The 19,431-nt window shown below is 48.0% G+C and carries 19 protein-coding genes; 10 read left to right on the top strand and 9 right to left on the bottom strand.

Features of this window, described 5'->3' with window-relative positions; genetic code table 11:
• Positions 1 to 6: 6 nt before the first annotated feature.
• The 3 genes from BLQ88_RS03700 to BLQ88_RS03710 are packed head-to-tail and all read right to left on the bottom strand — an operon-like array spanning position 7 to position 1,299.
• Positions 7 to 645, bottom strand: coding sequence for a 2'-5' RNA ligase family protein (locus BLQ88_RS03700; RefSeq protein WP_229212559.1), 639 nt, complete (start codon positions 643 to 645; stop codon positions 7 to 9).
• Positions 638 to 1,096 (bottom strand): nucleotidyltransferase, encoded by a 459-nt coding sequence (locus tag BLQ88_RS03705; RefSeq protein ID WP_090146839.1) that lies wholly within the window; start codon positions 1,094 to 1,096, stop codon positions 638 to 640. Before BLQ88_RS03705 ends, BLQ88_RS03700 begins: the two co-directional genes overlap by 8 nt.
• Positions 1,096 to 1,299, bottom strand: coding sequence for a hypothetical protein (locus BLQ88_RS03710; RefSeq protein ID WP_090146841.1), 204 nt, complete (start codon positions 1,297 to 1,299; stop codon positions 1,096 to 1,098). The genes BLQ88_RS03705 and BLQ88_RS03710 overlap by 1 nt, the downstream gene beginning before the upstream one ends.
• Before the next feature lie 298 nt (positions 1,300 to 1,597).
• Between BLQ88_RS03710 and BLQ88_RS03715 the strand changes: the two genes are divergently transcribed.
• A complete protein-coding gene (locus tag BLQ88_RS03715) occupies positions 1,598 to 2,950 on the top strand; it encodes an alpha-L-fucosidase (RefSeq protein WP_090146842.1) in 1,353 nt (450 codons plus the stop codon).
• Positions 2,951 to 3,075: 125 nt separating this feature from the next.
• On the opposite strand, the gene BLQ88_RS03720 is transcribed toward BLQ88_RS03715, so the two are convergent.
• The gene (locus BLQ88_RS03720; protein WP_090146845.1) at positions 3,076 to 3,318 is read right to left on the bottom strand and encodes a hypothetical protein; all 243 of its coding nucleotides are present in this window, start codon (positions 3,316 to 3,318) and stop codon (positions 3,076 to 3,078) included.
• 348 nt (positions 3,319 to 3,666) lie between these two features.
• Here BLQ88_RS03720 and BLQ88_RS03725 point away from each other — a divergent pair, with 348 nt between their 5' ends.
• Together BLQ88_RS03725 and BLQ88_RS03730 are read left to right on the top strand one after the other, a co-directional pair.
• Positions 3,667 to 4,935, top strand: coding sequence for an ApeA N-terminal domain 1-containing protein (locus BLQ88_RS03725; RefSeq protein WP_090146847.1), 1,269 nt, complete (start codon positions 3,667 to 3,669; stop codon positions 4,933 to 4,935).
• Positions 4,936 to 5,057: 122 nt separating this feature from the next.
• Complete coding sequence (locus BLQ88_RS03730) at positions 5,058 to 5,243, top strand: hypothetical protein (protein ID WP_143016790.1); 186 nt, start codon at positions 5,058 to 5,060, stop codon at positions 5,241 to 5,243.
• Here the strand turns inward: BLQ88_RS03730 and BLQ88_RS03735 are convergent.
• Positions 5,214 to 5,795: a Fic/DOC family protein gene (locus tag BLQ88_RS03735; protein ID WP_090146851.1), complete on the bottom strand. Its 582-nt coding sequence runs from the start codon at positions 5,793 to 5,795 to the stop codon at positions 5,214 to 5,216. The two genes, BLQ88_RS03730 and BLQ88_RS03735, sit on opposite strands and share 30 nt — an antisense overlap.
• A 149-nt stretch (positions 5,796 to 5,944) precedes the next feature.
• Here BLQ88_RS03735 and BLQ88_RS03740 point away from each other — a divergent pair, with 149 nt between their 5' ends.
• From BLQ88_RS03740 to BLQ88_RS37110, 6 genes are all read left to right on the top strand, one after another.
• Positions 5,945 to 6,292, top strand: coding sequence for a nucleotidyltransferase domain-containing protein (locus tag BLQ88_RS03740; RefSeq protein ID WP_229212560.1), 348 nt, complete (start codon positions 5,945 to 5,947; stop codon positions 6,290 to 6,292).
• Between the two features lie 248 nt (positions 6,293 to 6,540).
• Positions 6,541 to 7,977: an SGNH/GDSL hydrolase family protein gene (locus BLQ88_RS03745; protein WP_090146853.1), complete on the top strand. Its 1,437-nt coding sequence runs from the start codon at positions 6,541 to 6,543 to the stop codon at positions 7,975 to 7,977.
• Positions 7,978 to 8,007: 30 nt separating this feature from the next.
• A complete protein-coding gene (locus BLQ88_RS03750; protein WP_090147119.1) occupies positions 8,008 to 9,825 on the top strand; it encodes a sialate O-acetylesterase in 1,818 nt (605 codons plus the stop codon).
• Between the two features lie 30 nt (positions 9,826 to 9,855).
• Positions 9,856 to 11,247, top strand: coding sequence for an SGNH/GDSL hydrolase family protein (locus tag BLQ88_RS03755; protein WP_090146855.1), 1,392 nt, complete (start codon positions 9,856 to 9,858; stop codon positions 11,245 to 11,247).
• 36 nt (positions 11,248 to 11,283) lie between these two features.
• Positions 11,284 to 12,024 (top strand): hypothetical protein, encoded by a 741-nt coding sequence (locus BLQ88_RS37105; protein ID WP_229212561.1) that lies wholly within the window; start codon positions 11,284 to 11,286, stop codon positions 12,022 to 12,024.
• The gene (locus BLQ88_RS37110; protein ID WP_229212571.1) at positions 11,952 to 12,701 is read left to right on the top strand and encodes a sialate O-acetylesterase; all 750 of its coding nucleotides are present in this window, start codon (positions 11,952 to 11,954) and stop codon (positions 12,699 to 12,701) included. Before BLQ88_RS37105 ends, BLQ88_RS37110 begins: the two co-directional genes overlap by 73 nt.
• A 10-nt stretch (positions 12,702 to 12,711) precedes the next feature.
• Here BLQ88_RS37110 and BLQ88_RS03765 read toward each other — a convergent pair whose 3' ends face one another.
• Together BLQ88_RS03765 and BLQ88_RS03770 are read right to left on the bottom strand one after the other, a co-directional pair.
• Positions 12,712 to 13,284 carry a cupin domain-containing protein gene (locus tag BLQ88_RS03765; RefSeq protein WP_090146857.1) on the bottom strand — a complete coding sequence of 191 codons (573 nt, stop codon included), beginning with the start codon at positions 13,282 to 13,284 and terminating at the stop codon, positions 12,712 to 12,714.
• Positions 13,284 to 13,763 carry a DUF1772 domain-containing protein gene (locus tag BLQ88_RS03770; RefSeq protein ID WP_090146859.1) on the bottom strand — a complete coding sequence of 160 codons (480 nt, stop codon included), beginning with the start codon at positions 13,761 to 13,763 and terminating at the stop codon, positions 13,284 to 13,286. Before BLQ88_RS03770 ends, BLQ88_RS03765 begins: the two co-directional genes overlap by 1 nt.
• A 70-nt stretch (positions 13,764 to 13,833) precedes the next feature.
• On the opposite strand from BLQ88_RS03770, the gene BLQ88_RS03775 reads away from it, so the two are divergent.
• The gene (locus tag BLQ88_RS03775) at positions 13,834 to 14,457 is read left to right on the top strand and encodes a TetR/AcrR family transcriptional regulator (protein ID WP_090146861.1); all 624 of its coding nucleotides are present in this window, start codon (positions 13,834 to 13,836) and stop codon (positions 14,455 to 14,457) included.
• Here the strand turns inward: BLQ88_RS03775 and BLQ88_RS03780 are convergent.
• Together BLQ88_RS03780 and purL are read right to left on the bottom strand one after the other, a co-directional pair.
• Complete coding sequence (locus BLQ88_RS03780; RefSeq protein ID WP_090146863.1) at positions 14,452 to 15,471, bottom strand: virulence RhuM family protein; 1,020 nt, start codon at positions 15,469 to 15,471, stop codon at positions 14,452 to 14,454. The two genes, BLQ88_RS03775 and BLQ88_RS03780, sit on opposite strands and share 6 nt — an antisense overlap.
• 150 nt (positions 15,472 to 15,621) lie before the next feature.
• Entirely contained in the window at positions 15,622 to 19,284 is a 3,663-nt protein-coding gene (gene purL, locus BLQ88_RS03785) for a phosphoribosylformylglycinamidine synthase (protein ID WP_090146865.1), read from the bottom strand.
• Positions 19,285 to 19,431: the final 147 nt, after the last annotated feature.

A 19,431-nucleotide genomic window follows, 5' to 3' on the forward strand; every position in this document is an offset into this window, starting at 1 on the left:
TCTCAACTAAAACAAGCTAATCTGCTCCCCCACAGGCTTCTGCCCTGACAGCAAAATCGTATCGATTACCTCGTATTGCCGCCGCTTCTCATTATACTTGCGAATGGCGAAAGAATCACAAACAAAGCCTGCCTCATATTCCTTAAATAGCGAATGCGCTAATGCAACCCATTCCCGCGTAAGCCTGCGGCCGATGGTCATGTGCGGATTTTTCGATTCATCGGCCCATTTCTGCATGTATTGCTTTTTGAATTTCTTGTCGAAACCTTTCATGACCGCCTGCGTGCGTTCGCGTATGGCGTTGCAGGAATCTTCGGTTGGTTTGATGTAGAATGCGGAGAAGTTGGCCCGGTCGAAGTCGGCGAAGCCGGAGAAGTTGAGCTGGAAAGGCGTTAATGGAGTGATTAGCCTTTTATATTCTGCTAAAATTAATGGGTAATCTACTTCCGCTGCGTCGAAACCGTCCAGCGAGATGTGGCCGTCGGCATTGGCGCTGCCGTAGCTTTTGCCGGTGGCGTCACGGAACAGTTGTTTGAAATCGCAGACTTCTTCGGCGATCTGAGGCGGCGGCATTATGGCCAGGGAGTAGGCGCAAAGACGCGACGCGACGGGCGGGGCATCTAAGGAACAATGGAATTCACTCATCTTTCTTTCCTTTTTGAAGTGACACAATATCCTGAATATCCTGTGGCCTGTTGGATGCTTTTTTATTGGCGATCAGCTGGTTAAGACCAATGAATGCTATTGCTATCGTATCAACGTCAATAATACGTTTGTGCACTATCGCCTCGGAAAACGTCACACCATCAATCGAAGTTAAGATATCGATTCTTAGAGGGGGATATCCTATCTGATTAATAATGTTTTCCTTCAAGAAATCCTCTTTGCGATACCCGAGAGACGAAAACCCGAATTCAGCCAGGACGACCAGCATTTTTTCCGCATTGCTTTCCGAAATATTGATCCAAATGTCCAAATCACCGGTAAAGCGTGGTCTTCCGTGAAATGCCATCGCATAGCCTCCCACAACGAGATACTCGACGGCATGTTTGTTCAGGAGCTTTATAAAATCCTCAAAATCAGACGCTAGCTGCATTATTTCATTTTTCGTTGACTAAATACCGTCTTGTCCATTCGCTGAGACGGTTTCAACATTTGATTAACCAAAAAGGTAACAGCCGCAATGCGCTCTTGCGGCGTCTTACTTAACCAATAGTCTAAATCATCTGCGGCTTGATCGGTCGCCTTCATATCAACCTGCCTTTTAACCATCGCAATTTTTCGAATCTTCTCTGTCATGTCAATAGGTGGGCCAGCAAAAATATTCCTTCATTATACGACATTATGGTAAAAATGAAGGAATATTTTTTGGCGATATAAAATTTACATATAACTCATAACAAGCCAATTAAGGAATAATAGCTACAAGTTTGTTAGCTAAAAATATGCATTCATTTTCGAAAATATGCATTCATTTCGTACAAATGAAGGAATAATTTGCAACAACAACTCAACTCTGACTTCGCACAATTATTCTGGCTGAAAAGGAGTATTTCCGTAACCTCAGAATCATCTTTACTCAAACAACAGTTTCACAATGCGATCCAAATTTCTCACGTTTTTCCTCCTGCTCACGCTGGCAGCAACCTCCTACGCCCAGCAAACCACCAACCAACCCGACCGCGTCAAATGGTTTCAGGACCTGGGTTTCGGGATGTTCATTCACTGGAATGTCGACGTGTCGCTAGGGACGGTGATCAGCCATTCGCTCGCGGGGGCTTCGGAAGACTATATCAATCGGTATATGAAGGAGCTGCCGACGTTTTTTAACCCCAAAAAGTTCGATCCGGACGAATGGGCAACGATGGCGCGGCTTGCGGGGATGAAATATGTCGTCTTTACGACCAAGCACCACGCCGGTTTCTGCATGTTCGATACCAAAACGACGACTTTCAATGTGATGAATACGCCTTTCAAACGGGACGTGACGAAGGAAATCATCACCGCGTTCCGCAAGCAGGGCATTGCCATCGGGCTCTATTTTTCGCCGGAAGATTTCCTGTTTTTCCACCAGAACAATATCCCGCTCGGCCGGTTGCAGGATAAGCGACAGTTCCCGATGAATAATCCGAAACTGATGGAATACGACAAGGAGCAGATTAAAGAACTGCTTACGAACTACGGCAAAATCGACATTATGTTCTTCGACGGCCCCGGCGACGGCCTGCGCGAGTGCGCGTGGAGCCTGCAACCGGAGCTCGTGATCACGCGCGACGCCATGAACACGCCCGAGCAGAACATCCCCGACAAAGCGTCGCCGCGCCCGTGGGAGGCCTGCTACACGATGGGCACCGACTGGCAATACAAACCGACCAACGACCCGCACAAATCGGGCACGGAGATCATCAACATGCTCATCGAAATCCGCGCCAAGGGCGGCAACTTCCTTTTGAACGTCGGCCCCAAACCGAACGGCGAAATCCAGATCGAACAGGAGGCGCTCCTGCGTGAAATCGCCCTATGGAACTTTGCGAACGGGGAGTCTATACACGCCGTCAAACCGCTTCCTATTATCCACGACAAAGACATCTGGTTCACGCAATCCAACGACGACAAGGCCATCTACGCGTTCGTCACCAAGAAGCGCGACGACGAATGGAAATACGGCCAGCGCCGCGAATTCCTCTTCCCGATGATCGAAGGCAACGCGTCTACCAAAGTCGAGGTACTCGGCTACGGCAGCGAACTGGTGGAATATGTTAACAATTTCGACGCTTCAATCCGCTCCGCTCCTACCCCGCTCGGCCTGGCCGTGAGCGCGGTAAATGGGCAACGGTTTTATACAAACAGAACCTGGCCTAATGCGGTGGTTTTGAAGATTTCGAATGCGAAGTTTAAGGCGCCTGAGGAGAAGAAGACTTCGAAATCCGGCATTGACGGGGCGCAGTAATGCTTTGCTACACTAATGCATTTGAATGGAGGCTGCCTGGGTGGTCTCCATTTTTTTATCTGAGGAAGTAGAGGAACGTGAGTTGTTGAAATGTGCCTTGAGTCTTTACCAATTATCCTTCGGTTTTACGCCGCTTTCCGCTCTTCGAGCTTTTGGAAAAAGAATACCAGTTCGCGGAATGTGCAGAAGAGATCGCTTGCATGCGGGTTATGCCCGAGCTCGTGTTGCGCTACCATGAAACCCGTATAGATTATCCAAAGGTCTTCGACCCATTCTTTGGGGTCGTTCATGGTTAATAGGGTTTTGACGTGTTCGCCGTAGGCGAGTGTGGCCGAATCCTGGGATTCGGAATGTGTTTGTTTGTTCATGAGACACGTATTTATTGGGATGAAATGTATAAAATGCCCTGTCTTAGGTGTCCCGCGCTCGCGTAAGCGCCTTGGGGCTTTCACCTGATCCACACCATAACAGGGCAATACTTTTGAGCTTTTTCATTTTACGCGTATTTTTTGGGAAGTGGGAATATTCGGGAGAAAAATTGGGAGACGCAAGTGAAAGAATGGGGAATTTTCTAACGGCCGGCGCTAGGTATTTTCAGGGCAAAACGGGAGTTTGTTCACCCAATACATTCCGACCTGAATCTAATAAATTCGCTCAGTTAGTATTCGTGAGAATGTTTTCTGCATAACTTAAAATAGAAAAATCCCAATCAGCTCATGGCGACAATATTTCCTATCAAGGGTTACTGGTTTCTTCCAAGTAATGAAAATCACAAAGTTGCAGGAATTCTAGACATCGATCATGATGTGTTTCGTTTGGAGCTATTCGGGTCGCTTAGGGGTAGTTCACAAGAGGTTTTTTTTGACTCTATTGAATGGGATAAATCGACGGTAATACCCCTTATTCTCGGTCATGGATCAGACGGCAAAGATTATTCCTTAATGGGCTGCATATCAGGCGCATCAAGTCTAAATTTCAATGCTGACTTGCCACTCACTAGCTACCTTATTGATCACGTGCTTCAAGGATGCCAGTTAGATGAGCGCGATGAGAAAATATTCAAAAAGCTGCGAATTGAGTATTCTCATCTTCAAGATTGGCTTGGATTTACCGGCTTCTCTCCCGATAACTTTGACAAATCAGGCTTCTCTTTTATTTACCAATATCCTGATTCTATTTCTGTAAATATTGACAATACCTTTCTTTTAAAGTTCGGTTACCAGTACAGCTACAATGGTTCGAGCAGATATGATCGTAAAATTGTACAAACTTGTTTCCTGGATATCGAAACTCAGACCGATCTCTCCTATCTCGATCTTTGCAAACCCATGCGCCTATTTCAAGATTTTTTGTCTCTTGCGACGTTATCAACTGTATCGGTTAAATCTACCACACTCTTCTGGGAATCAGATACGGGTGGCTCTCATGATGAGTTCCCAATTAAACTTGAACTATTTCTCTCTCCTGAAAGTGTGGAAATGACAAAGGAAAAGCCTTTTTCGAAATTCTTGTTTCAACACGATGATATCAAGGAAGTTTTACAAGAAATACTTAGTAGGTGGTTTCTTCTTAATGCAGAGATGTTACCAATACGCAGATACTTGATAGAGAGCGTCAAACGCAAAAAAGTTTTTGAGATTAACAACTTCCTAAATATCGTCCAGGCGTTAGAAGGATTTCATTCAAGATTTCGAAATGAGGAGAGGGCTTTCAAAGCCTCGATCGGGAATCTCATTCAGGAATTCAAAATTATCGACTTGGTCAAAACAGAATTTGAAGATGAAGGATCAATAATTGAAAGTACGAAGGATTCAAGGCACTACTATTCACATTTTTACCGTCTTAGAAATGATAGCACCAAACAAGGTCGTGAATTATTTTACCTGACAAAGAAACTTCGAATCCTATTGATTTGCTGTGTATTGAAAGAAGTTGGCTTTGATGACGCTCTTACCAATAGCGTCGTCAAGTCCGACAAGCTATAATTACGGTCGAAAATTTGGTAGCAATGAACTTGCGTAACGAAAGTATCCCTAAACGCTATCGTATTCAAGTGCTCTCAAATTTACAATGCGTCGGAGAAGCAAAAGTTCTTATCTTTAACATCATGAAACTATTCGAAAAATACGCCAAACTCCGGCAAAAAGCCTACGTTACCTCAATGGTTACCAAATCGGTAACCGGCAGCATGGCATTGGAAAATCAGGAAGTACCTGAACAACAGGTGAAAGCCATTGTGATCGCCTTATTGAGGGAGGCAGAGTTAAAGGGGCGTGAGTTCTCGAAGGATTAAGGCAGTAAGCGTCTTAATATCACCTCCATCTGCCATTCTTAATGCATGGATGTATTCAACCCTCGCCTCCCCTTCCCGGTGATATAGCTGTATCGGCTCGAAGCCTTTGATCATCGCAGCAGCATTCAAAAGCAAACGCGCAGTGCGGCCGTTACCATTATTAAACGGGTGAATCCAAACAAACCGGTGGTGTAAGTAAGCCAGTAAATCTGCGACTTCTTCCTTCTCCTTCACTCTTTTTAGTCGAAAATTGAGGTCATCCGAGAACTGATACACTAACGCCGGAACCTGTGACGGATGCGGAGGAGCATGCCTTCCAACCTGAACTTCGACAGAACGCCATTTCCCAGCCCAGTCATACAATTCAGAAAAGGCCGTCCGATGGATTTCCAGGATAAGGCTAATGTCGAGATCAGCATCCACATCCAACTCCTGAATCATGATTTCGCATTTCGCAATGCCGCTTGTCTCGTACAGATTCAAGAGCTCCTTATCTGTTATATTCAACAGATTGTCGTCGATAGATGGAGTGTAGTCGGTTCCGTCGTTCATTAGTGTATCAGTATTTTGCGAAAAACTTGTCCGGAAAACAATGATACTCAGTGCACCTAAGAAAATCAAACAATGATCGTGCACGCTCACAACGCCAGCGATATTGAAAACCACTATATTGCCGCTTACTACTAATTGTACAGTATCCGATGACCGCCGAAATCCAGCAAGAACTATCCCGCCTCGAAGCCCAACACGACATCAAAATCCTCTACGCCGTTGAGAGCGGGAGCAGGGCCTGGGGGTTTGCTTCGGTGAATAGCGATTGGGATGTACGGTATATTTATGTGCACCGGCCGGAGTGGTATTTGAAGATCGATGATAAGAAGGATAATCAGGATGAGATTTTGCCGAACGATATCGATTTAGCTGGCTGGGAGCTGCGGAAGGCATTACGGCTTTTCAGGAAATCGAACCCGCCCATGCTCGAATGGCTCGATAGTCCGATCGTCTACCGCGAGCAGTTTTCGATGGCGGCAAGGCTTCTCACCGTTTGATAATTGTCTAACCGTTTATTCATCCGGTTACAATTTCCTTGCTTTTAAAAAGCAAATGCATTTGTATTGCAACACACTTGACGGTCATTAATTCTACGCGTCAGGACTCAACTATTTCTTCCAGGACTTTTACCATTCAATAGTGGGAACGCTAATCTGTTTCCAGCAGCCTTGGCGTTGCTGCAAGTGGCTTTTGGCAATCCGCGTTCAGTTCTATTTTCTAATGTTTTACCAAAAACAAACTAGCTATGAAGAAGATGTTGTTGCTTTTCGCCCTGACCGCATGTAATCAACCCACCACCGGCTGGCCCGACCCTGTTCCCGGCGAGCCCTTCGTAGTCGCTACTGCCGAAGACTCGGCGCGGACAAACGGACCTTTTATGCGCATTCATCCGATAGGCCAACATCCGGAGATGATCCATGACAATATCGACCAACAGCCGACGCTCAAAATAGAAGAATGGCTCTCAGCAACGAACCCGCTGGCCGATTTTGGCCGCATCCTTAAACCCGGGCAGGCGATGGAAATGGCCGCATTCGGAGGAGGCCTGACCGCCGGCGTGATGAATGGCGGCATTACCCGGGAAAGCCAGCAGACCAATTACACCAACCTGCTGGCGCATCAGATGGGGATCAAAAATTTTGAAATGCCGCTTTTTGATAAGGAACACTACAATGGTACCGGCTATTACGTATATCGTAAGAAGGAAAGCGGCTATCCGCAGTGGAACCGGGTTGTGAATAATACCATTTCACTTTTGCCAGGCAGTCCGCCGACGATGCCAGAATACATGGGGAAAATTTCCAACTATGCAATGCCGGACGGCGATGCCGAGCGGTATGTACATGGCGCCAATTGTGAAAGTTGCGGCTTGAATAAGCTTCTTCTCTCACGGATCAAACGCTACATCCCCCCACAACCAGGTCAGGCATTTCGTAAAATCAGAGAAGACGTGCCTTACAATTTCGTCGTGATCGAAGAGTTTTTCGATTGGTGGATGCGGAGTATTCGAATGACAGGCCAGATCGGCGTTTACAGCTTCAACGGCTCAATTTTAAACTCCGGCAGGATTACTGACTACGCACTCAATGGTATTCTTGGCAGTCGTCCCAAAGGTGTAATCTTTACAATTCCACGGTATCAGGACTTACCATACATGGAATGGTATTCTCGCCACAAGCTAATCAAAAGAGGATGGGGACTCTACATCAGCTTTAATCGTAACGGCATCGCCGATCAGATCGTAGACGCCTCACGGCCCTTCACCATGATCCCGTCAGCTAAATTGCATCACCTTTTTGAAAATTTCAGCCGCGGAGGAGAGTTCAGAGTCAATTTCGAAGATTTCGAAGTAATAGACGAGGACGAAGCGTTCATGTCCGACCCGCAACAACATTACAACGGTAAAATCAGGGAATATGCGGCAGAAAAAGACCTCGCTGTGGTCGATCTTTTTGACCTTTATCAACGGATTCATCAGGGAGGATACAAAACGGACGATGGCGTGTTGGTGGATGGAACCGCGTACGGCAACTTCTTTTCGTCGGATGGAATTTATCCCTCACCGCTCGGACAGGCCATTATTTCTAACGAGGTGACAAAGGCAATTAATAAGCACTACGGGGCTAACATTCCTTTGATCGACATAGCGGGCTTCGTACAGACGACAGGATTTCAAAAATAACATTCATCAACCAACATTGATCTCTTGAAAATGAAAACACTATCCGTGTGGATATGCGTATTCACCAGGTTTCTCGCTCATGTCTGCTATGCACAAACAGTATCACTGTCTTATCCGGTCACTAACAGTGTAATCCAGCGCAATACACTCAACACGGCCACCGTGACCGTCGCAGGCCAGCTTAATTACAGCAATCTGGCTGTTACAGTCAGTTACAGGTTTCGCCCAGTAGGCCCGACTGGCGTCGCGGGAGCACCCGGGCCCGCGACAAATTTGGGCCTGGCGCCCAATGGCATGTTTTACGCGCTACCCGTGGTGAACAAAGGCTGGTACTTATGCGAAATCCTGGTGAACGGAGTTGTTTACACCGCTAATAAATTTGGGGTAGGTGATGTATTTATCATTGCCGGCCAATCAAATGCCCAAGGCATTCCTATCCTGTCTAATCAATTACCTCCTAGTGCGGGCATACCGGAGTGGGTCGTGGGAACGTCCGAGCAAAAGACTTGTACGAGAAAATTACCGGAATCATTTACCCATATGTTTCCATTGAACACCTCCGATGATATGAAGCGATTAGGTGCTTTGGGGCCTACCGGAATTACAGTGTGGGCTTATGCGATACTTGGCAAACTAATCTCCGACGCAAATGGAGGCATGCCGGTAGCTTTTTTTAACGCAGCAACGGGAGGGTCGAGCGTTACGGAATGGAAACAAGGCGCTGATGGCGTCGAGGCCAAACACCCCTATACCGGAGCGCAGGTTTGTCTCGGCTATATGGGAGGTTCTATGGTTCCGAAGGACTACTACGGCCAGCCCTATACAGCGCTGAAAACTGCCTTGAATTATTATAGCTCATTGTTCGGCGTACGGGCTGTGCTCTGGCACCAGGGAGAAACCGATTCGGATCCGAATGTGAACCCGATCTTTAAAGCAAGCAGCGCCGCCGATTATCAAACAAAACTGCAAGCGGTTATTGCCAAGTCCCGGTCTGATTTCGCTGCACCTAACCTTACCTGGTACATTTGCAAAGCAACGATCAGCAAGTTCGGGCCGATTAACGCAACGATCAGAGCTGGTCAGGGCAACACGCCCTCGGGTTCAACAATTCTCGGCGGAGCAGATACTGACTATGTAAATGGAAGTGCCGGGACGACTACAATAAGCGATGGAATTGACGATTACCGAGTCGACAGTACCCATTTTTACGAAGGCCCGGGAGCAACAAAAGGCCTCACCTGGCTCGCCAACAAATGGGCCGCGACGATCGGCGCACTTACGAATCCTGTTCCCGCCAGCTACGTTCCGCTCCTCACCTATTCCAAGAGCAACGACTGGCGGACGCTTACCGCTCCTTCCGGCGGCGTGCAGTACCATTGGAATTCAACCCACATCAACAACCAGGGTGTCGCAGGCGGAACGTCGAGCGTGTACACGACCGACCAAAGTTGGTTCGGCATGAAATGCTATATGAAAGATGCGATCGGCAACTGGCATGTTTCGGCGGCGACTAATATCGGACAGTATGTTAGCCAGCGCGAAGGAGCGGAAAGTGCGGAAGGCACACAAACCGAGCAACCCGGCTTTGCACTAAATGCCTACCCAAACCCTTACACCACAAGCATTACCATAGTATTCAACGTCCCCGACGAGAACAGCGACGTGAAACTGGACATTACCGATATACAGGGAAATGTGGTCAAAACCGTCATGAACAACCCGCACGCAAAAGGAAAATGGCAATACGAGGTAAAAGAACTACCCGATAAAACGAATGAGATTTTGTTTTGCAGGTTAAAGGTCAATGATAGTTACACGATTAAAAAGCTGGTGCATTTGAACAGATAATTTCCTTCCCACACTTAAAACAAGTTAGCTATGAAGAAGATGTTGTTCCTGGTTATTCTGACGGCATGTAATCAACCGGGCAATAGTTGGCCTGATCCGATTCCCGTCAAACCCATTGAAATTCCGACGGCCGAAGATTCGGCGAAGACGGTCGGGCCTTTTATGCGGATTCACCCGATGGGGAAATATCCTGAGATGATTCACGATAATATCGAGCGGCAGTCGGGACTGAAAATAGAAGAATGGCTGTCCGCACCGGTCCCGCTGGCAGATTTCGGGCGGGCGCTCAAACCCGGACAGGAGATGGAGATGATTGCATTCGGAGGTGGGCTCACAGCGGGTGTCATGAACGGCGGCATTACCCGTGAAAGCCAGCAGGCAAACTACACGAACTTACTCGCGCACCAGATGGGTATCACAAATTTCGCGATGCCGCTGTTTGACAGGGACCATTACAATGGTACTGGCTATTACGTATACCGTAATACGGAAGGCGACTATCCGCAGTGGGACAGAGTTGTCAACAACACCATTGCGGTTTCTCCCGGCAGCCCAGCAGCCATGCCGACGTACCAGGGAAAGATTTCCAATTATGGACTGTTTGAAGGGAGCACTGAATGGTATGTTCCAGGTTGGGGTTGTGAAAACTGTGACTTGCCAAAGCTCCCGTTTTCGCGGTTTAATGGGCATGTTCCTACCGAAATCCCTTATAATTTCATCGTTATTGAGGAATTTTTCGACCGCTGGATGATTGGAGTCCAGCGGACCAGAGAAATCGGGCGCTTCAACGACTGTTTTAATGGCCCGATCATGAACTCCGGTAGAATTACTGACTATGCCATCAACTACCATTTAAGGGGCAAAAAAGGTGTAATTTTTACAGTCCCACGTTATCAGGATTTGCCTTATATGAACTGGTACTCGATGAAAGAGTTTCAAAATGCATATATAACTTTTGATAGGAATGGCACCGCGGATGGGGTGGTAAACTTCTTAAAACCGTTTTCACTAATCCCGACAACCAAGCTGCATGGACTTTGTGAACGGTTCAAAGGCCGCGCATTCTCAGCTAACTTCGATGACATCGAGGTAATTGACTATGGAGAAACCTATGAAAGTGATCCCGAGCTTTTCTACAATTCGAAAATCAGGGAGTATGCAGCAGAAAAAGACCTGGCCGTAGTGGATCTTTTTGACCTTTACCAACGCATTCACAAAGGAGGATACAGAACGGATGACGGAGTGTTAATTGACGGAACTGCACGCGGCAACTTCTTTTCCTCCGACGGAATTTATCCCACAGCGCTCGGGCAAGCCATTATTGCAAATGAAGTAATCAAAGCGATCAATAGGCATTACGGTGCGAAGATACCGCCCATTGATATTGCTGGCTTTGCCAGGAAGGTAGAACTTAAAAAGTAGTTACCAATCAATCATTACACATTCACTATCTCCACTATGAAGATTTTCATCGTGTGCATATTCGCATGCACTTACCTTCTGACAAATACCTGCAATGCACAAACTGTGTCGCTATCTTATCCAATCAACAATTCTGTGCTTCAACGTGGCACATTCAACGATGCAGTAGTGACCTTCGCGGGTCAGCTTGTTCACAATACTCTTGCGGTCAACCTTGGTTATAGGATTAGGTCGGTAAGTGCTACCGGCGTTGTCGGGGCTCCCGGCGCTGTTACAAGTTTGAATATGGCAGACAATGGAATGTTTTACACCACACAGGTGATTAATAAAGGTTGGTATTCGGTTGAAATTCTCCTAAATGGTGTGGTGTATGCGTCGGCCAAATTTGGCATTCGTGACGTATTTATTATTGCCGGCCAATCCAATGCCCAGGGAGTGGAGAATCCAAACTACCTCCTTCCAAGCGGTTCCGGTATCCCCGAATGGATTGTAGGTACATCTGAAAACAAAAGCTGCACGAAGACTTTTCCTGCGTCGTTCACGAGTATGTTTTCTCTAAATACTCCTGACGAGGCTAAGCGACATGGTAGATTAGGTCCCTCCGGAAACACTATTTGGGCTTATGCTACATTAGGTAAATTAATCTCCGGTGAGAATGGAGGCATGCCGGTAGCTTTTTTAACGCAGCAACGGCAGGATCAAGCATCACCGAATGGAAACAGGGCGCTGATGGTGTCGAAGCCAAACATCCTTACACAGGCGCGCAAGTCTGTTTAGGCTACCAGGGAGGATCGGGAAACCCTGCCGACTACTACGGCCTGCCTTACACAACTTTGAAAAATGCTCTGAACTACGGCTCGCTTTTTGGCGTAAGAGCTGTTCTTTGGCATCAGGGGGAAACCGATGCGGACGTAAATGTAAACCCGGTATACAAAGCAACCAGTGCTGCGGACTACCAGACCAAATTACAAGCCATTATCGCCAAATCCCGAACGGACTTCGGACAACCTAATCTTACCTGGTACATTTCGAAAGCCTCGTTCAGCAAATCCGGGCCTATTAATGCCACGGTCAGAAGCGGGCAGGGCAATGTGGCAACGGGAGCCCCGAATCTCGGCGGCGCTGACACCGACTATGTCACAGGTAGTGCCGGACCTACAACCGGCGTCACCGGCGCCGACCGGTACCGCGTGGATACCACCCACTTTTACGAAGGTCCCGGACAAATTAAAGGACTCACGTGGCTTGCCAATAAGTGGTTTTCAACCATCGGAAGTTTGAGCAATCCCGTCGCAGCCAGCTGGGTGCCGCAAATGACCTATTCTCTGAACGCAGGTTGGCGGACGCTCACCGTCTTTGGCAATGCGGTTCAGCATTCATGGAGTAAAATAGGCATTAACAGCCCTCCTGAACCGGGTGGAAATGGAAATATCTTCACGACGCAAGACAAATAATTCCGCCTGCTCAACGCGCCGGCAGCGCGTCCGGCGCGTTTTGGTACCGTTTGTCCTTTCCTTGAAGTTTTCCTAAAAACAGTATGACAGGAAAAATCACCTTTTTCACAAACGCAGGAATTCCTAGCATGTCGAATTCCGTGTAATATTTGCGCGTTAAGTAGGCTGCATCAAACGCGCCGGGACGGCCATTGCCATTCTCGCGCGATGAGCGGTAGATTTCACCTAGGAAATATTCGATGTTATGCGGCGGCCAGATTTCGCCTTTACAATGCAGCGTCGTATCGCCTGCATTCCAAAAACGGTGCGCGATACCCGGTTCGAACGTCGCGGAATCGCCCTTATGCAGGAAATAGGGCTCCTCGCCGAGTACTTCGACGCCCATTTTTCCTTCGAGGATATTTAGGCTCTCGTATTGCTGGTGATGCACATGCATGGGCGGGCCCGCACCAGGGCTCACCCGGTTTTCGACTTGAATATATTCAATACCATCCCGAAGCTCCCGGCTCAGGAATGTGAGCCGCTCGCCGTGGCCATTGTCGATTGTAACGGGATATTCCTTTTTCATTGTGAGGGTTTCCATTATTGTTCGGTCTGTTTTACGGTTAAACCATGTAATAGAATTACTGCCAAAACGAGTAGTCCGCTCAAACGGACGAGACTGAGCTTTTCCCACGTTTGGGCGCGCTCGGCGAGGTCGCCATTGACGGCAGCCGAGTAGGCCGAGCCAGTGATGGCAAGCAGCTCCGGAACAAAATAAACCGCGGTGATTGCCAGAATCAGGAGGTAACCGCCCACCACGATGAGCAGTTGCTTACGATTGGGCTTTTGCCAATTGGTGATCAATGCTGCTGCCAACAAAAGAACCGCCACGGGGTGTACTGGCTTCCAAAAGTTCACAGCTTGAAGGCCATACTCGCCCTGGAACATAGAAAGTGAACGCGGCGGCGCAGCGCTCCACATAGGAACCACGGCAGCATGCTCGTAAAACGCGGCGCCGATAATGGTAATGAAAGCAATCGACGCCAGAATGTGCAGGATGTTGGGAAATGATTTCGTCATGATGTTTAAATGTTCTATTTTTGGACAACGACCTAAAATTACACTAGTTTAGGACATTGACCAAATTTACATGAACGCAACGCAGGAAAAAATTAGTAAACGGGCATTGGAGCTTTTCAACCTGAAAGGCATCGAGTACGTAGGTATGCGCGAGCTGGCCGCCGACCTCGGCATGCGCATCGGCAACCTCACCTACTATTTCCCAACCAAGGACGATCTTGTTTTCAGCATCAGCCAGGCTTATACCGAATCCAACTCAAAGATTCACAGTGAATTACCTGTAAAAAATTTGTATGATTTTCTTCACAAGAACAAACTGCTATTTGAAAATGGCCTGAAATACCAGTGCCTTTTGCTCAGCATGGTACATTTGATGGAACAAAACACGCTCATCGCCGCAAATTATCAGGGCAATGTAATGCAGAACCGGATGTCCGGGCTGGTGTACGATATAGGGCTTTTGGAAGAAAACAAATACCTGAAATTCAGCTGCGAAGACGACAAGCTGCTGATCATTTCAAGCAACAGCCTGCAAAGCCGCTTCTGGCTCTCGGAGGCCGTACTCACCGAATCGCGCCAAAATCTCGCCCGGCAAATGACGCATTACCTGCGGATGAAGGCGCATCTGTTCCGGCCTTATGCTACTAAGAAAGGGTTGGGGGATATTGAGAGGTTTGTAGGAGAATTGTTATGACCTTTCATTTCCTGACTTATTCTTCTTTACCAACATTTCTAAACTGGTCAGTTCTTCCAGGTCGCGGGCATCCGCTTGCTCTGCGTCTTTTTTCTTTCGATTAGCATCAAATTCTTGATAGATAACCATTACTTTCTGCTCCATCTCCGCATTACTCATTTTTCCGGTGCCCATGAGTAGTTCTTTATCATTGAATTCGATAATCCGATCGACGTTTTCACGCCAGAAATCCATTTTTATGAGCTGCCTGCTTTTCGCTCTAAGTTCGGCTGTTTCCAGGAACACGGAAACGAAGCGATTCAAACTGTCCAACTCGTCGTCGGTAAGATAGTTTTTTGCAACAACAATGTCTTGCTTACGGACAACGGCCCCAGACCAACTGGTTAGTCCCATATTCAGCTTGTTGCTATCAGCCCTGGTTGCAACGATTTCCGCCGCAGTTTTACCGGTAATTGCAAACAGGAGTTTGTTTTGTGTTTCAGCAAAAAACATCTGCGTTGCTTTGTCTGTCTTGTCATAGTCGATGCTAAGCGCAAAAAGATCACGGACTTTTTGATAAAAACGTTTCTCAGAAGTCCGTATATCTCTAATACGGTTGAGAAGCTCGTCATAATAGTCAGGACGACCATCAGGATTTTTGAGACGTTCATCATCCATCACAAAACCCTTCACAATGTACTCGCGCAAGTTCTGGTTAGCCCATTGCCGAAACTGCGTACCGCGATTACCTCGTACACGAAACCCGATCGCGAGAATCATTTCCAATGAATAGAATGTAACGTTGTAATTCTTGCCATCAGCGGCAGTTGTCAAGTAATCCTTGACAACTGAATCTTTCTCCAATTCATTATCTTTCAACACATTAATAATATGGAGGCTTACGTTCTGCTTTGAGGTCCCAAAAAGTTCTGCAATCTGATTTTGATTCAACCAGATATTCCCGTCCCTGGCATAAAGAACTACTGAAACCTTTCCATTTTCAGCCTCATAAATGATCATTTCCGGTTGATTCATACATCTAACGTTTCTGTGTTATTATCTCAATCGCTCTCAAAACTATAACTTTCAATCAAAAAAGCCCGCCGCGATTACCATCACGACGGGCTCAATTATCAGAAGGACAAATCTCCTCCGTCCTCCCTTCTTCCTTCCTCCCAAAAAACGTTATTTCCGATCCTCAATCCACTTCCGCGCATTCACAAATGCTTCCATCCATGGCGAAACTTCGTCCTTCCGGCCCTCTGGATAATTAGCCCAGTGCCATTGGAAAAGCGAACGCTCGATGTGCGGCATCGTTACAAGGTGGCGGCCAGTGTTATCGCAAAGGATAGCAGTATTGTAATCCGAGCCGTTAGGATTGGCCGGATAAGTTTCGTAGCCGTATTTGGAAACGATATTGTATTGATTTTCAGACAATGGCAGCTGGAAACGTCCCTCCCCGTGCGATACCCAAACGCCTAATGTGCTACCCGCGAGCGAGGAAAGCATCACAGAATTGTTCGGCTGAACGGTCATCGAGGTGAAAATGCTTTCGTGCTTGTGACTTGCATTGTGCAGCATTTTAGGCTTCTCTTCGTGATCCGGGTTGATCAGGCCGAGCTCTATGAAGAGTTGGCAGCCATTGCATATGCCGACAGAAAGGGTATCCTCGCGTTTGAAGAAGTTTTCGAGTGCGATTTTAGCCTTTTCATTGTAAAGGAATGCACCAGCCCAGCCTTTGGCAGATCCCAACACATCCGAGTTGGAGAAACCACCCACGGCGCCGATGAACTGGATGTCTTCCAAAGTTTCGCGACCGGAAATGAGGTCGGTCATGTGGACGTCCTTCACATCAAAACCGGCGAGGTACATCGCATTAGCGAGCTCGCGTTCGGAATTACTGCCTTTTTCGCGGAGTACTGCGGCTTTCGGGCGCGGTTTTGATGCGTCGATTGCAGGTTTTTTACCGTCGAATTGCGCTGGGAATTTGTAACGCAAGACGTGATGCTTATAGTTGTCAAAACGCTCTTTTGCCAGGCCAGCGCCGGTTTGCTTTTGGTCTAACAAATACGAGGTTTTAAACCAAACATCGCGCAGATGATCGATATCGAAATCCCATTTACCTGTTGCGTCTTTCACGGTCAGTGTCGAGGCCAGGTTCACCGCTCCGATTTTATGGAATGCTACTCCATTTTCGGTCAGAACTGCTTCCGCCGATTCGTCTGCCTGGAATACGATACCGATGTTTTCGGCAAACAGCTTCTCGATAATATCCTGATCACCGAGTACCGACAAATCAATGGAAGCACCCAGGTCGCGATCCGCGAAACACATTTCGAGCAATGTGGTGATCAAACCACCGCTGCCGATATCGTGACCAGCCTGGATTTTACCAGCCTTGATCAGCTGCTGGATCGCATTAAACGTAGTTTTGAATTGAGCCGCATCCTGGATATCCGGTGTTTCCGAACCGATTTTATTCAGTATTTGGGCAAATGAAGACCCGCCCAATTTAAAACGGTCGCCCGAAAGGTTGATATAATAAATAGAACCACCCGACTTACGAAGTACCGGTTCCACAACGGCTGTGATGTCGTCGCAATGACCGCCTGCCGAGATGATGACAGTACCAGGAGCGATGACATCGCCGTCCTTGTATTTCTGTTTCATCGACAGCGAGTCTTTCCCTGTCGGAATGTTAATACCGAGGCTGATAGCGAAATCGGAACAAGCTTGTACAGCTTTGTACAAACGTGCGTCCTCGCCTTCATTTTTACAAGCCCACATCCAGTTGGCTGAAAGCGATACAGTTGCGAGGCCATCTTTCAAAGGCGCCCAAACGATGTTGGAAAGCGCTTCGGCTACCGCATTACGGCTACCTGCGGCAGGATCGATCAACGCCGAAAGCGGCGCGTGCCCGATCGAAGTCGCGATACCGTCCTTGCCCTGGAAGTCGAGAGCCATTACGCCGACGTTGTTCAATGGCAATTGTAACGGTCCGGCGGTTTGCTGCTTCGCCACATGGCCGCCTACGCAACGGTCGACTTTGTTGGTCAGCCAGTCTTTCGAGGCGACTGCTTCCAGTTGCAGCATTTGTTCGAGGTACTCTTGCAATTTAGCAGTGTCATATTGAACCGCCTCGTAGCTGCGTTGCACGGTTTTGTCGCGCATGTAAGTTTTAGGCGAGCTGCCGAACATTTCGTCCATCGCCAAGTCCATCGGCTTGGCACCGGTGGTCGACGATTCAAACGTAAACCGGTGATCGCCTGTCACTTCCCCAACAGTATACATCGGTGCCCGCTCGCGGTCGGCGATGCGTTGGAGGAAATCGATATCGTCCTGCGCGATCACGAGGCCCATTCTTTCCTGGGATTCGTTACCGATGATTTCTTTGGCCGAAAGTGTAGGGTCGCCTACCGGCAGCTTGTCGAGGTTGATTTTACCGCCAGTTTCTTCCACGAGCTCCGAGAGGCAGTTCAAATGCCCGCCTGCACCGTGGTCGTGAATCGAAACAATTGTATTGTTACCGCTTTCTACCATCCCGCGTACCGCGTTGGCAACACGCTTCTGCATTTCGGGGTTGGAGCGTTGGATCGCATTCAATTCGATACCCGAACCAAATGCACCCGTGTCGGCAGACGAAACGGCCGCACCGCCCATACCGATCCGGTAGTTTTCACCGCCCATTACCACCACTTTATCGCCAGTGGCCGGCGTATGCTTTTTAGCCTGATCGGCTTTTCCGTAACCGATACCTCCTGCTTGCATGATCACTTTATCGTAACCCAGCTTGCGGCCCTCTTCTTCATGTTCAAATGTAAGTACCGAACCCACGATCAGCGGCTGACCGAATTTGTTACCAAAATCGGTGGCACCATTGGAAGCCTTGATCAAAATGTCCATCGGCGTCTGGTACAGCCATTGGCGTTCTTCCACACCTTTCTCCCAAGCACGGTTTTCTTCCAGGCGCGAGAGCGCAGTCATATATACAGCGGTACCCGCGAGCGGGATGGCGCCTTGTCCACCTGCGAGACGGTCGCGGATCTCGCCCCCCGAACCGGTAGCAGCACCATTGAATGGCTCCACGGTTGTCGGGAAGTTGTGTGTTTCCGCTTTTAGTGATAATACGGATTCAAAATCCTTGATTTCGTAGTACTCCGGCACGTCCGGGCGCTTCGGTGCGAATTGCTGCACTACCGGGCCTTTGAGGAATGCGACGTTGTCCTTATAGGCCGAAACGATCGAATTCGGGTTCGCTTCGGAAGTTTTGCGGATCAGTTTAAACAAAGAAACCGGCTGCTCCTGGCCATCGATCACGAACACGCCATTGAAGATCTTGTGGCGGCAATGCTCGGAATTGACCTGCGAGAAACCGAACACCTCTGAATCGGTGAGCTTACGGCCGAGGTTTTCGGCGAGGCCGTTGAGGTAATCTACCTCCTCGTCGCTCAATGCGAGGCCTTCCTGTTTGTTATAAGCAGCAATATCATCGATTTCCTGAACGGGTTCGGGTTTGATATTGATGGTGTAAATATCCTGGTTCAGTTCGCTGTACTTCTGCGAAAGCATCGGATCGAAATCCGTGAAATCAGCGCTTACCTTCTTAAATTCCTCGATGCGTACAATGCCTTCCAGCCCCATATTCTGGGTAATTTCGACGGCATTGGTGCTCCACGGTGTGATCATGGCAGCGCGGGGGCCTACGAAATAGTCTGTGAGAACGGTCTCCTTCCGGAGTTCTGCGCCGCCGAAAAGCCAGCTTAATTTAGAGGAATCAGAGGCGTTGAGCGTTTGCTCGGTTTGTAGTGCAAAGACGGTTTCGTCCCCGCCAGTGAAGAAGTAAATCATGATGTCCAATTAAGGCGCAAAGGTACGCCTTTTTTACTTTTTAAACCAGACAATTGAATTGTCTGGTTTAAAATCGTTCGTGTCTCTGGCACTTGCGGAAAGAAAGTGCCGGAGGCACGAACGATACTCCAGCCAGGGATTTCAATC

Source organism: Dyadobacter soli (genome assembly GCF_900101885.1).
GTDB classification, from domain to species: Bacteria; Bacteroidota; Bacteroidia; order Cytophagales; family Spirosomataceae; genus Dyadobacter; species Dyadobacter soli.

Bases quoted from the DNA above. Each gene is read 5' to 3' on its own strand.
- BLQ88_RS03750 (WP_090147119.1), top strand. From the start codon at position 8,008: ATGAAAACACTATCCGTGTGGATATGCGTATTCACCAGGTTTCTCGCT.
- BLQ88_RS03700 (WP_229212559.1), bottom strand. From the start codon at position 645: ATGAGTGAATTCCATTGTTCCTTAGATGCCCCGCCCGTCGCGTCGCGT.
- BLQ88_RS03775 (WP_090146861.1), top strand. From the start codon at position 13,834: ATGAACGCAACGCAGGAAAAAATTAGTAAACGGGCATTGGAGCTTTTC.
- BLQ88_RS03780 (WP_090146863.1), bottom strand. From the start codon at position 15,471: ATGAATCAACCGGAAATGATCATTTATGAGGCTGAAAATGGAAAGGTT.
- BLQ88_RS03710 (WP_090146841.1), bottom strand. From the start codon at position 1,299: ATGACAGAGAAGATTCGAAAAATTGCGATGGTTAAAAGGCAGGTTGAT.
- BLQ88_RS03725 (WP_090146847.1), top strand. From the start codon at position 3,667: ATGGCGACAATATTTCCTATCAAGGGTTACTGGTTTCTTCCAAGTAAT.
- BLQ88_RS03765 (WP_090146857.1), bottom strand. From the start codon at position 13,284: ATGGAAACCCTCACAATGAAAAAGGAATATCCCGTTACAATCGACAAT.
- BLQ88_RS03735 (WP_090146851.1), bottom strand. From the start codon at position 5,795: ATGAACGACGGAACCGACTACACTCCATCTATCGACGACAATCTGTTG.
- BLQ88_RS03770 (WP_090146859.1), bottom strand. From the start codon at position 13,763: ATGACGAAATCATTTCCCAACATCCTGCACATTCTGGCGTCGATTGCT.
- BLQ88_RS03705 (WP_090146839.1), bottom strand. From the start codon at position 1,096: ATGCAGCTAGCGTCTGATTTTGAGGATTTTATAAAGCTCCTGAACAAA.
- BLQ88_RS03715 (WP_090146842.1), top strand. From the start codon at position 1,598: ATGCGATCCAAATTTCTCACGTTTTTCCTCCTGCTCACGCTGGCAGCA.
- BLQ88_RS03720 (WP_090146845.1), bottom strand. From the start codon at position 3,318: ATGAACAAACAAACACATTCCGAATCCCAGGATTCGGCCACACTCGCC.
- BLQ88_RS03755 (WP_090146855.1), top strand. From the start codon at position 9,856: ATGAAGAAGATGTTGTTCCTGGTTATTCTGACGGCATGTAATCAACCG.
- BLQ88_RS37105 (WP_229212561.1), top strand. From the start codon at position 11,284: ATGAAGATTTTCATCGTGTGCATATTCGCATGCACTTACCTTCTGACA.
- BLQ88_RS03740 (WP_229212560.1), top strand. From the start codon at position 5,945: ATGACCGCCGAAATCCAGCAAGAACTATCCCGCCTCGAAGCCCAACAC.
- purL (WP_090146865.1), bottom strand. From the start codon at position 19,284: ATGATTTACTTCTTCACTGGCGGGGACGAAACCGTCTTTGCACTACAA.
- BLQ88_RS03745 (WP_090146853.1), top strand. From the start codon at position 6,541: ATGAAGAAGATGTTGTTGCTTTTCGCCCTGACCGCATGTAATCAACCC.
- BLQ88_RS03730 (WP_143016790.1), top strand. From the start codon at position 5,058: ATGAAACTATTCGAAAAATACGCCAAACTCCGGCAAAAAGCCTACGTT.